Raw genomic sequence first — 12,399 nt, forward strand, 5'->3', positions numbered from 1 at the left:
GCAGGGACAGGGCAATGAGTCGTCCGCTCTCCCTTCCTGATGTCGCCAGGGGGCTAGGCACACGCCTCATAGGGACTGCTATCTACCTTTTCCCCCGTATCACCTCCACGATGGACGCCGCCTATCGTTTGGCCCAGGTCGGGGCACCGGAGGGGGTGGTGGTGCTGGCCGAGGAGCAGACGGCAGGGCGGGGGCGGTTCCAGCGTGCGTGGGTATCTCCACCAGGGCACAATTTGTACCTGTCCATTATCCTGCGTCCGCCGGCGGAGGCTCTGCGCCGTGTGAACATGGCCTGTAGTTTGGCGGTAGTGGATACGGTGCAAAAGGTCGCGGGGCTCACGCCCCGCGTCAAATGGCCCAACGATGTGCGCCTAGGGGGGAAAAAGGTGTGTGGCATCCTCATAGAGGGGCGTTGGGAAGACCCCCAAACGGGTTGGGTGGTGGCGGGTATTGGCCTGAACGTGAACGCCACCTTCATAGGCACGCCCCTGGCCGACATCGCCACCAGTTTGGCCCAGGAGGTGGGCCATCCATTGGACAGGGGAGAAGTGCTCCGCCGGCTCCTCCAAGCCCTGGACAGCCGCTACCAGCAGGCATTGGACCGCTTTCCCCTCTGGAAGGAGTGGAATCACTACCTAGAGGGATTGGGCAAGCCTGTGGCGGTGCAGTGGGGCGGGGATACCGTGGAAGGGATGGCCCAGGGCGTTACTCCTGACGGCGACCTGGTCGTCCTACAGGACAACGGCACCACGGTTGTCCTGCCAGCCGGGGAAGTTACGACGCGCGTGAGCGCCCACTCTGCGTAACCTTTGCGCAAGGAGGGGATATGTTGGAAGCCGTAAGCCTGGATGGGCGTGTGGCCATCGTCACGGGGGGAGGGACGGGGTTGGGGAGGGCGATTGTGCGCCAATTGGCTAAAGCGGGGGCCGATGTGGCCATCGCTGCCCGGCGCCCAGGGCCGATAGAGGAGGCGGCCGCCGAGGTGCGCGCCATAGGGCGGAGGGCGTTGGCCATCCCTACCGATGTGTCCGACTCTGCGCAGGTGAACCGCTTGGTAGACACGGTGCTGAAGGAGTGGGGGCAGATAGACATCCTGGTCAACAACGCCGGCTTGGTGGGCCTGCCTCGCAAGCCTATTTGGGAGATTACCGATGAGGAGTGGAACTACGGACTGGCGGTCAACCTGAGTGGAGCCTTTTACTGCTCCCGTGCCGTGGCCAAGCATATGGTGGAACGGGGTAGGGGCTCCATTATTATGATTACTTCCGCTTTTGGGTTGCGGGGGCCTCGGGATGGCTATGTCTACACGGTAAGTAAAGGGGCGATGGTTCCCCTGGTGCGTAGTCTGGCCATCAGCCTGGGGCGCTATGGGGTGCGCACGAACGGAATCGCCCCCGGGGGTATCCCCACCGAAGGGACCCAAAGCCATCTGGAATACATCGCCCGTCCCGAGTTCGTCCCCGTTGGGCACTTGGGCAAACCCGAAGATATCGGCCACATCGCCGCCTTTTTAGCCTCGGATGCCGCGTCCTACATCAACGGCGAGATTATTCTTGTGGAGGGGGCGGGGCTGGCCGGCGGGTATGCCCCCACCGGCTACGCCCCCGTTATCCCCCTCAAGGAGTAGGAGGCACCTATGCCCATCCCCCCGGAGTGGAACCTGACAGGTCGGAAAGCCCTGGTGGTTACCAACGGCCTAGGCTGGACACCCACTTTAGTTCAGGCCCTGCAGGAGGCGGGAGCCCAGGTCGGCGTGGTGGCCCACACCGCCGAGGGCTTGAGGGGAATGCAGGGGCTGGCCCTGAGCCTGCGGGCCGATGTTACCGACCCCGTCCAGGTGCGCCAGGCAGTAGCCCGAATGCACCAGCACATGGGACGCATAGACATCTTGGTGCACAATACTCAGGTCGTTTTGGGCAAACCCTTCCTGGACACCACGATCCAAGAGTTTGACCGGGTGTTCCAGTTCAATGTGCGCGCGGCGTGGCTGGTGTGCCAGGAGGTGGCGCGGGTGATGCTGGCCCAGCGCTATGGGCGCATGGTGCTCATCGCCTCCGGCTTGGCGGAGCGGGGGAACTGGAACCTCTCCGCCTACTGCGCCAGTATGGCTGCCCTCACCAATCTGGTGCACACCCTGGCGCTGGAACTGGGGCGGAGCAACATCCGCGTCAACGGCATCGGGCCGGGGTGGATGTCGCTGGAAGAGAAGCCCCTGGAGGAACAGCAGAAGGAACTGTTGGTGCGCTACCTCCCTATCCGCCGTTACGGACACCCGCGCGACCTAGTGGGCCTGCTGGTGTATATGTGCAGTGAGGCCTGTGATTACTTGACTGGCCACACTGTCTACATTGACGGCGGAGCGATGATACACCCCTAGCCCGTGCGCTGGCTGTCTCCACCCCCCTGCCGCCCCTGTAAGAAAGCGCTGATGAGGTCAATGGGCAGAGGGAACACCACAGTGCTGGTGCGCTCCGTGGAGATTTCGGTGAGGGTCTGCAGGTAGCGCAACTGAAGGGCTGCGGGCTCCTGTTGCATGACGCGGGCAGCAGCAGCCAGGCGCTCGGCGGCGGCATATTCCCCTTCGGCGTGGATGATTTTGGCCCGGCGCTCCCTCTCCGCCTCGGCCTGGCGGGCCAGGGCGCGGCGCATCTCCGCCGGTATCTCCACATCCTTCACCTCTACCGCGCTCACCTTCACGCCCCAGGGGTCAGTGTGCTCATCAATGATGCGCTGCAGGCGCTGATTGATGTTCTCCCGATGGGTGAGGAGTTCATCCAGTTCCGATTGGCCCACCACACTGCGCAGGGTCGTCTGAGCGATGAGGGAGGTGGCGCGCACGAAGTCCATGATTTTCACCACTGCCTTGGCCGGATCCACCACGCGAAAGTAGATGACCGCGTCCACCCGCGTGCTGACATTATCTTTGGTAATGCACTCCTGAGGGGGCACATCAATGGTCAAGGTGCGCAGGTCCACCTTCACCATCCGCTCCACATAGGGGATCATGAAGAAGATGCCCGGCCCCCGTGCTCCCACCAGACGGCCCAAGCGGAAGATCACACCCCGCTCGTATTCCTGCACCACCCGCACCGACGCCGGGGCGAGCACCAGAATGAGGACGACGATGATACCCAGAACGATCACCCACTGCATTAGTCCCTCCTTTGGAGCCTGCGGACACGGAGGGTGAGACCATCTCTCCCCTCCACGACAACCGGTTCCCCCTCCTCAATACGCCCATTCAGGCTGACGGCTTGCCACCGCTCCCCTTCTACCATAACGGTGCCGTAGGGGTCAAGGGGCGTGCGGGCCACACCCCTTTGGCCCGTGAGCCCCTCACCCCCCGTGACGGGTTGGCGGCGCAAGCGGTCCTGCACAACGGTGCGCACAACGACGATGAAAAAGGCGGCGATTGCCAGCGCTACACTGGAGACGAGCCAAGGATTAACCCGTAGGTTAGGCGGGGCCGCGCTGGACATCAGCAGAAGCCCGCCCAAGATCAAAGCGATAGCCCCCCCGATTCCTAAAGCGCCATAGCTGGTAACAAACACTTCCGCCACAAATAGGATAAAAGCCAGCACGATGAGGAGCACCCCCGCCCAGTTGATGGGCAAAGTGCCCAAGGAAAAAAGGGCCAGGAGGAGCAGGATGGCCCCCACCACCCCCGGAACAATGGAGCCAGGGTTGGCAAACTCAAAAAACAACGCCAGCAAAGCCAGGCTCAACAGAATGAAGGCGATGTTAGGGTTGCTGATGACGACCAGAAACTGTTCAATCAAGGACATGTCCACATAAACCACCTGGGCATGGGCAGTCTGCAGGGTCGCCTCACCCATGAGCAGGGACACGCGCCGCCCATGCACTTGCTGGAGGAGGGTAGGCAAGTCAGGCGCCACCTCCTCCACGATCCTCAACGCCTTGGCCTCATCTGCGGGAACAGAGGCACTCTCACGCACCGCCTTCTCCGCCCATTCCGCATTGCGCCCCCGCAGCTGGGCAAGGCTGCGGATGTAGGCGACCGCATCGTTGAGGATCTTCTCCTGCATAGGTGAACGGCTGTCGGCCTGCTGGTCTGTCCCCCCGAGGGGGACAGGGGTGGCTGCACCGATCTCAGTGCCGGGGGCCATGGCGGCGATGTGCGCCGAAAGGGTAATAAAAGTGCCCGCCGAGGCAGCCCGAGCCCCTGCCGGCGCCACGTACACAATGACAGGCACCCGAGCGTTGATAATGCGTTGGATAATCTCGCGCATGCTTTCGTCCAGGCCCCCTGGGGTGTCCAGCATGATGACGGCGGCGGTGGCGCTGCGGCGCTCCGCTTCGTCCAGACCCCGCTCTATGTAGCGTGTCAGGGCAGGGTTGATAGTGCCCTTCACCCTCAGCACGACCACCTGGGGGGTCGCCGCCATAAGGGGCAGTGCCAGAAGGAAAACCAGCAGGGTGGCTAACAGAAAGGCCAGACCGAAACGCGCTACCACCCGCCACCCCTGAAGGACATGCTCCCTTCTATTATACAGGAGCCACACCCGCAATGCTTCCCCCTGAGGAAGCCTCCTTTGCCCTTGACGCTTTTTCGTACCGCCCTCTACACTAGAGGCGTGGGGCGGGTAGCTCAGAGGCCCAGAGCACTGCGTTGACATCGCAGGGGTCATAGGTTCGAATCCTATCCCGCCCACCATTGCTCTCAGCGGAGCATCGGCGTTGGGAACCGTCTGCTAACTGCCCACCACCTTTGGTGTGTTCCCCCTAACGGGGGACAACAGACTCCCTTCCTTCCATCTATGCCCTCCGCTCTCCTTTGCTGTGTGTGCTCCTATCTCTGTTCGCAGGAGAATGTTTATGATCGTATCCCATAAAACCCGTGTGCCCCCTGAAGTGGCAGACCTGCGCGCCCGCCTGCGCCACTCGGCGGCTCATATTATGGCCGACGCCGTTTTAACCCTGTTCCCCGAGGCCAAACTGACTATCGGACCCCCCACTGAGGACGGTTTTTACTATGACTTTGATGTCCCCCACCCGTTCACTCAAGATGATTTGGCACGGATTGAACAGGTGATGCGCCAACGGGTAGAGGCCGACTTGCCCTTCGTGCGCCACGAGGTCTCACGGGAAGAGGCCCGACGCCGCTTCGCCTCCAACCCCTACAAACTAGAGATCATCGAGAGCATCCCCGAGGGGGAACCCATCACCCTCTACAGCCATGGTTCCTTTGTGGACCTCTGTCGGGGTTCACATGTGGAGCGCACAGGGCAAGTACGCTATTTCAAACTGCTCACTGTGGCAGGGGCCTACTGGCGCGGGGACGAGCGTAATCCTATGCTCCAGCGTATCTACGGAACGGCCTTTGAGAGCCAGGAGGCTCTGGAGGACTTCCTGCGCCGACGGGAAGAGGCCCTAAAGCGCGATCACCGCAAACTGGGGAAGGAACTGGACCTGTTCTCCATCCACGACGAGGTGGGGCCGGGGCTAATCCTTTGGCATCCGAAGGGGGCTGTGGTGCGCTCCCTGATTGAAGACCTTTGGCGCCGCGTGCATCTGCAGGCGGGGTATCACCTGGCCTATACCCCTCACCTGGGGCGGGCGCGCCTGTGGGAGACCAGCGGCCACCTCGCCTTCTACAAGGAGAATATGTACCCCCCGATGGAGATGGAGGGGGAGCAGTACTATGCCAAGCCCATGAACTGCCCCTTCCACATTATGATTTACCGCTCGGCTTTGCGCAGTTATCGGGATCTCCCGTTGCGTATTGGGGAGCTGGGCACAGTCTACCGTTATGAGCGGGGAGGGGTGCTGCACGGCCTGATGCGCGTGCGGGGGTTCACCCAGGACGATGCCCACATCTTCTGCCGCCCTGACCAAGTGGAGCAGGAGGTTATGGGGGTGCTGGATCTCACCTTCTCCCTGCTGGAGATTTTCGGCTTCCGCGAGGTGGAGGTAGTGCTCTCCACGCGGCCGGCCAAGGCCGTGGGCGACGTCCAGATGTGGGAGGTGGCTACCCAGTCCCTCCGCCACGCCCTGGAGAAGCGGGGCCTGGAATATGACGTGGACGAGGGCGGGGGTGCCTTCTACGGCCCCAAGATAGACATCAAAATTCGGGATGCCCTGGAACGGGCTTGGCAATGCACCACCGTTCAGTTTGACTTCAACTTGCCGGAGCGCTTTGACCTCACCTACCAAGGGCCTGATGGTCAGAGGCACCGCCCCTATATGGTGCACCGTGCTATCCTCGGCTCGTTGGAGCGGTTCTTGGGAGTGCTCATTGAGCATTACGGGGGGGCCTTCCCGGTGTGGCTGGCTCCCGTGCAGGCGGTCATCATCCCTATCGCCGACCGGCACGTGCACTATGCCCAGCAGGTCGCCCAGGCGTTGCGGGAAAAGGGCATCCGCGTGCACCTGGACGACCGCGGCGAGCGCATGCAGGCCAAGATACGGGACGCCCAACTGCACAAGGTGCCCTATATGCTCATCGTTGGGGATAGGGAGGCCTCCACGGGGGCGGTGGCGGTGCGCCTGCGCAGCGGGGAGGACCTGGGGCCTGTGCCCTTGGCCATCTTGACGGAGCGTATCCACAGGGAAGTGACAGAGCACCGCTAGCGTTGCAGGCGTGCTATTATAGGATATGTGCCCCTCTTCACAAAGGGGGCAGAGGAGGCGAGCGTGGCCAACTTACGCGTCCCAGGCCCAACCCCATGCCCAGAGGATGTGCTGGCAGCCGTCGGGAGGCAGATGATCAACCACCGGGGACCCGAGTTCAAGGACCTCATCACCCGCATCCACCAACGGCTCCAGCAGGTGTTCCAGACCACAAACGACGTCCTCATCTTCACCGCCTCGGGCACCGGGGCGATGGAAGCCTGTCTGGTCAATACCCTTTCCCCAGGGGATCAGGTGCTGTGCGTGAGCATCGGGGAGTTTGGGGAGCGCTTCATTCAGATCGCCGAAGCCTATGGGATGCAGGTGGTGAAGGTCGCCTTCCCCTACGGGCAGGCGGCGGATCCTGACCAAGTGCGGAAGGCCCTCAAGGCTCACCCCCAGGTCAAGGCGGTGTGCATCACCCACAACGAGACCTCCACGGGCGTTACTAACGACCTGCAAACCCTAGCCCAGGTGGTCAAAGAGGCCGACAAACTCCTGATCGTGGACGCCATCTCCAGTCTGGGGTGCATCCCCTTGCCTGTGGATGCGTGGGGATGCGATGTGGTTGCCACCGCCTCCCAGAAGGGGTTTATGGTTCCGCCCGGCTTGGCTTTCGTTTCGGTTAGCCCACGGGCGTGGGAGGCTTATAAGACGGCCAAAGCGCCCCGTTTCTATCTGGATTTTGGGAAGCACAAGTCGTACTACGAGCGGGGCCAGACACCCTGGACGCCTGCGGTCTCCATCTTCTACGGGCTGGATGTCAGCCTGGCCTTTATGCTCCAACAGGGGATGGAGAATATTTACGCCCATCACGCCCGTATGGGGGCTTTGACCCGACAAGGGGCGCGGGCATTGGGCCTTTCCCTACTGGTGGCTGACGAGCGCTACGCCTCCAACACCGTTACTGCTATCAAGGTGCCAGAGGGCGTTGACGGTCGCCGCCTCGAAGCCACGCTGCGGGAGAAGTTTGGGGTGGTGGTGGCGGGCGGGCAAGGGCCTCTGGCGGGCAAGATCATCCGCATCGGCCATATGGGGTATGTGCGGGAGTCCGACATCCGGGAGTGCCTGGATGCTGTGGGCAAGGCTTTGCTGTCCCTGGGCTACCGTGTGCCCACAGTGACGCGCGCGGTGTAAAGATGCCTCGGTTGCGTATTCTCGTGGCTGATCCCTTACATCCCCAGGGCGTGGAGTTTCTGCGCTCCCAGCCCGATGTGGAGGTGGTGCTGCGCCAGAAGGACGCTCCGGCCGAGGCGTTCATACACCATCTGCGGGAGGCGCACGCCCTCATCGTCCGCAGTGAGACGAAGGTTACATCGGACCTGTTTGCCCAGGCCCCCAATCTTGTGGTGGTTGGACGCGCCGGGGTGGGGGTGGACAACATTGATGTGGAGGAGGCTACCCGCCGTGGGGTGGCGGTGGTCAACGCTCCCACGGGGAACATCATCGCTGCAGCCGAGCACACCATCGCCCTTTTGCTGGCGGTGGCACGCCGCATCCCCCAGGCGCACGCCTCCCTTCAGCGGGGCGAGTGGAAGCGCTCCCAGTTCATTGGCACCCAGGTGCGGGACAAAACCTTGGGCATCATCGGTTTGGGGCGCGTGGGCTCCCAGGTGGCCCAGCGGGCCCGAGGTTTGCAGATGCGCCTTCTCGCCTATGACCCCTTCGTCTCGGCCGACTTTGCCCAAAGGCTTGGCGTCACCCTGGTGCCCCTAGAGCGCCTCCTGCAGGAGGCGGACTTCGTTACCATTCACGCCCCCTTGACCCCCGCCACCCGCCACCTCATAGGCACAGGGCAACTGGCTTTAATGAAGCCAGGAGCCTACCTCATCAATGTGGCGCGGGGCGACCTAGTGGACGAGGAGGCGCTCCTGCGGAGCCTCAACGAGGGGCGCTTGGCAGGGGCGGCGCTGGACGTGTTCTCCCAAGAGCCGCCGCCCGCTGATCATCCCCTTCTGCGCCATCCCCGTGTGGTGGTCACCCCCCATCTCGGGGCCTCCACCGAGGAGGCTCAGGCGGAGGTGGCACAAGAGGTGGCGGAGCAGGTGCTGGCGGTGCTCCGTGGGCAGCCCTCGGCATATACCATCAACGCCCCCATGGTGGTGCCCGAGTCCCAAAAGGTCTTGGCCCCCTATCTGCCCGTAGCGACCACCCTCGGGCGCATCGCCATTCAACTCCTGGACGGGCAACTGCAACGGGTCGTGTTACGCTATCAGGGGGAGATCGCCCAGCATGACACCACCATCTTGAAGGCAGCCGCTTTGGTGGGGCTCCTGCAACCCACCACCGACCAACGGGTGAACCTGGTCAATGCCCAATCGGTGGCGACCCGCCGTGGCCTCGTGGTGGCCGAGGAGAAGGGCCCTGCACCTGAACATTACGCCAGCCTGTTGGGGGTGGAACTGGAGGCTACCGGCGGGCGGGTGTCCCTAGTGGGCACCGCTATGCGCGGGGAGGTGCACATCGTCCAAGTGAAGGGGTACTGGCTGGATTTGGTGCCCTCTGCTCCCTACCTGCTTTTCATTGACCACCACGACCGCCCCGGGCTTATCGGTGCGGTGGGGAGCATCACGGGGCGCCACGATATCAACATTAGTTTCATGGAGGTGGGGCGCTTTGAGCCGCGGGGGCGAGCCATGATGGTGCTGGGGCTGGACGACCCTATGCCCCCCGAAGTGTTGGCCCAGGTGCGTGCCCTGCCTTATATCTATAGCGCCCGCCTGGTGCATACGGCCTAGTATCCCCCCGCATCCCTAGCTGTGCCCGTGCCGGCACAAGGGCCTTCGGCCCCTTTTGCGTTTTCTGGGACTGGTGCTATGATGAGGCCCAGGGAGGAGCCCCCCCACGGGCAAGGAGGAAGCCAGCCGTGCCTGCCAAAGAGCCCGAAGTTACCTATAGCGTGACCGTGCGGGCGGAATATCCCAACCGCCCCGGCATGCTGGGGCGTATTACCACCGCCATCGGCGAAGTCGGGGGCGACATCGGGGCGGTCGACCTCATTCACTCCAGCCGTTCGGTAATGGTGCGGGACTTCACCGTCAACGCCCGGGACACCGCCCACGCCCAACAGATCGTCAAGGCCATTCGCCGGGTGCCGGGGGTGAAAGTCATCCACGCCTCCGATAGGGTCTTCCTCACCCACCTAGGGGGCAAGATCGGTGTCTACAGCAAGGTGCCGCTCAAGACCCGCACCGACCTTTCCCTGGCGTATACCCCCGGAGTGGGGCGTGTGAGCATGGCCATCCACGATGACCCGCAGAGTGTGTGGACGCTCACCAGCAAGGCCAACACGGTGGCGGTGGTTACTGATGGCACCGCTGTGCTGGGTCTCGGGGATGTGGGGCCGGCCGCCGCCCTCCCGGTGATGGAGGGGAAGGCCCTGCTGTTCAAGGAACTGGGGGGTGTGGACGCCTGGCCTCTTTGCCTAGCCACCAAAGATGTGGATGAAATCGTGCGGACGGTGAAGATTGTTGCCACCGGGTTCGGGGGAATCAACCTGGAGGACATCGCCGCCCCCCGCTGTTTTGAAATCGAGGAGCGCCTAGTCAAGGAGCTGGACATCCCGGTGATGCACGACGACCAGCATGCTACCGCCGTGGCGGTCTTAGCGGGCCTCACCAATGCCTGTAAACTCCTGAAGCGCACTCTTCAAGACCAACGCACCGTCATCCTGGGGGCAGGGGCCAGTGCCATCGCCACCGCTTGGCTCTTGCTAAAGGCGGGGATGAAGGACATCACCCTGTGCGACCGCCAGGGCATCCTCTACGCCGGGCGTCGGGAACATATGAACCCTTACAAGGAGGCCATCGCCCGGCAGACCAATCCCCGGGGCCTGAAAGGCGATTTGATGACGGCGGTGGAAGGGGCGGATGTGTTCATCGGCCTATCCGGCCCCGGCCTGCTCACCCCGGAACACTTGAAGCGCATGAACCCTAAGCCTATCGTGTTCGCCATGGCCAACCCGGTGCCTGAAATTTTCCCTGAGGAGGCGGCACCCTACGCAGCCATCATCGGCACAGGGCGCTCGGATTATCCCAATCAAATCAACAATGCCCTCGTATTCCCGGGGATGTTCCGAGGGGTGCTGGACGTGCGGGCACGGCAGATCACCGACGAGATGAAACTGGCGGCTGCCGAGGCCATCGCCAGCGTGATTCCTCCCCGGGAACTCAATGAGGAATATATTGTTCCCAGCGTGTTTGACCGTCGGGTGGTGCCGGCCATCGCCAAAGCGGTGGCGCAGGCGGCCTATAAAAGCGGGGTCGCCCAGCGCTCCCGGCGGCGCTTGCACATGACGCGGGTGTAGACCCCAGGTCGGCTATGACCACACCTCCACGCTATCCCGAAATCACCTACAGCATCACCGTGCGGGCGGAATACCCCAACCGCCCCGGTATGTTGGGCACTATCGGCGTCCAGGTGGGGGCGGTAGGGGGCGACATGGGGGCCGTGGACCTGGTGTATTCCAGCCGCGATATCATCGTGCGGGACTTTACCATCAACGCCCGAGACACGGCCCACGCCCAGGAGATTGTGAAAGCCATAAAGGGTGTGCCAGGGGTCAAAGTCCTGCAAGTGTCCGACCCTGTCTTTCTGGCCCACCTGGGAGGGAAGATCGCCGTCGCCAGCAAGGTGCCGGTGCAGACCCGCACCGACTTGGCCAAGGTCTATACCCCGGGGGTGGCGCGGGTCTCGCTGGCCATTCGCGACGACCCCAAGGCGGTGTGGACGCTCACCAGCAAGGCCAATACGGTAGCCATCGTAACCGATGGAAGTCGGGTACTGGGGTTGGGGGATGTAGGCCCTGCTGCCGCCCTGCCCGTGATGGAGGGCAAAGCCCTGCTCTTCAAGGAACTGGGGGGCGTGGATGCCTGGCCCCTCTGCCTTCAAGCCCGGGAGGTGGAGGAGGTGGTCCGCATTGTCAAGGCCATCTCCACCGGCTTCGGGGGTATCAACCTAGAGGACATCGCCACGCCCCGCTGCTTTGACATTGAGGACCGCCTCAAGGAGGAACTGGACATCCCCGTCATCCACGACGACCAGCACGCCACGGCGGTGGCGATTTTGGCTGGCTTGCTCAACGCCTTACGGCTGGTTCAGAAAAGTCTGGACACGGCACGTATCGTGGTGTGTGGAGTAGGGGCAGCCGGCTCCGCTTGTATCCGCCTGTTGGTGCAAGCGGGGGCCAAGAATATCATCCCTTACGACAAGGAAGGTATCCTGCACAAGGGGATGTTGACCCCCGACACCCACCGGGTGCGCCGGTGGGTTATCGAGCATACCAATCCCGACAACCTCCAGGGAGACCTGATGCGGGCCGTAGAGGGGGCGGACGTGTTCATTGGGTTGTCGGCTCCGGGAGTGCTGACCAGTGGGCACCTGAAGCGGATGGCCCCCAAGCCCATCGTTTTCGCTTTGGCCAATCCGGTGCCCGAAATCTTCCCCGAAGAGGCGTCCCCCTATGCTGCCATCATCGCCACCGGGCGGTCCGATTACCCCAATCAAATCAACAATGCTTTAGTGTTCCCCGGGATGTTCCGCGGGGTTCTGGATGTGCGGGCACGGCAAATTACGGATGAAATGAAACTGGCGGCCGCCGAAGCCCTGGCGAGTGTGATACCGCCGCGGGAGTTGAACCCAGAATACATTATCCCCAGCGTGTTTAATAAGCAGGTCGTGCGCGCCGTGGCTAAAGCGGTCGGTCAAGCGGCCTATCGGAGCGGGGTCGCCCAGCGCTCCCGCCGGCGGTACCATTTCACACGGCTGTAG

At 62.8% G+C, this 12,399-nt stretch carries 10 protein-coding genes and 1 tRNA gene; 9 read left to right on the forward strand and 2 right to left on the reverse strand.

What is annotated here, in order from left to right:
- The first annotated feature begins 14 nt into the window (after nucleotides 1-14).
- From NZ951_00930 to NZ951_00940, 3 genes are read left to right on the forward strand one after another with little or no spacing between them, the layout of a single operon-like run.
- Nucleotides 15-806 carry a biotin--[acetyl-CoA-carboxylase] ligase gene (locus NZ951_00930; GenBank protein ID MCS7206494.1) on the forward strand — a complete coding sequence of 264 codons (792 nt, stop codon included), beginning with the start codon at nucleotides 15-17 and terminating at the stop codon, nucleotides 804-806.
- A 20-nt stretch (nucleotides 807-826) separates the two neighbouring features.
- Nucleotides 827-1,627: an SDR family oxidoreductase gene (locus tag NZ951_00935; protein MCS7206495.1), complete on the forward strand. Its 801-nt coding sequence runs from the start codon at nucleotides 827-829 to the stop codon at nucleotides 1,625-1,627.
- Nucleotides 1,628-1,636: 9 nt separating this feature from the next.
- Nucleotides 1,637-2,377 (forward strand): SDR family oxidoreductase, encoded by a 741-nt coding sequence (locus NZ951_00940; protein MCS7206496.1) that lies wholly within the window; start codon nucleotides 1,637-1,639, stop codon nucleotides 2,375-2,377.
- On the opposite strand, the gene NZ951_00945 is transcribed toward NZ951_00940, so the two are convergent.
- Together NZ951_00945 and NZ951_00950 are read right to left on the reverse strand one after the other, a co-directional pair.
- Entirely contained in the window at nucleotides 2,374-3,153 is a 780-nt protein-coding gene (locus NZ951_00945) for a slipin family protein (protein MCS7206497.1), read from the reverse strand. The two genes, NZ951_00940 and NZ951_00945, sit on opposite strands and share 4 nt — an antisense overlap.
- Complete coding sequence (locus NZ951_00950) at nucleotides 3,153-4,475, reverse strand: nodulation protein NfeD (protein ID MCS7206498.1); 1,323 nt, start codon at nucleotides 4,473-4,475, stop codon at nucleotides 3,153-3,155. Before NZ951_00950 ends, NZ951_00945 begins: the two co-directional genes overlap by 1 nt.
- A 123-nt stretch (nucleotides 4,476-4,598) precedes the next feature.
- On the opposite strand from NZ951_00950, the gene NZ951_00955 reads away from it, so the two are divergent.
- The 6 genes from NZ951_00955 to NZ951_00980 all read left to right on the forward strand — a co-directional run bounded on the left by NZ951_00955 (nucleotide 4,599) and on the right by NZ951_00980 (nucleotide 12,399).
- A tRNA-Val gene (locus NZ951_00955) sits at nucleotides 4,599-4,675 on the forward strand.
- Between the two features lie 161 nt (nucleotides 4,676-4,836).
- Nucleotides 4,837-6,591, forward strand: coding sequence for a threonine--tRNA ligase (gene thrS, locus NZ951_00960; protein ID MCS7206499.1), 1,755 nt, complete (start codon nucleotides 4,837-4,839; stop codon nucleotides 6,589-6,591).
- Nucleotides 6,592-6,654: 63 nt separating this feature from the next.
- On the forward strand, nucleotides 6,655-7,767 hold the full coding sequence (locus NZ951_00965; GenBank protein MCS7206500.1) for an alanine--glyoxylate aminotransferase family protein: 1,113 nt from the start codon (nucleotides 6,655-6,657) through the stop codon (nucleotides 7,765-7,767).
- Nucleotides 7,768-7,769: 2 nt separating this feature from the next.
- The gene (gene serA, locus NZ951_00970; protein MCS7206501.1) at nucleotides 7,770-9,368 is read left to right on the forward strand and encodes a phosphoglycerate dehydrogenase; all 1,599 of its coding nucleotides are present in this window, start codon (nucleotides 7,770-7,772) and stop codon (nucleotides 9,366-9,368) included.
- 128 nt (nucleotides 9,369-9,496) lie between these two features.
- Nucleotides 9,497-10,936: an ACT domain-containing protein gene (locus NZ951_00975; protein ID MCS7206502.1), complete on the forward strand. Its 1,440-nt coding sequence runs from the start codon at nucleotides 9,497-9,499 to the stop codon at nucleotides 10,934-10,936.
- A 14-nt stretch (nucleotides 10,937-10,950) separates the two neighbouring features.
- Nucleotides 10,951-12,399, forward strand: coding sequence for an NAD-dependent malic enzyme (locus tag NZ951_00980; protein ID MCS7206503.1), 1,449 nt, complete (start codon nucleotides 10,951-10,953; stop codon nucleotides 12,397-12,399).

Source organism: Dehalococcoidia bacterium (genome assembly GCA_025060295.1).
In the GTDB taxonomy this organism is placed as follows: domain Bacteria; phylum Chloroflexota; class Dehalococcoidia; order Lucifugimonadales; family HRBIN23; genus HRBIN23.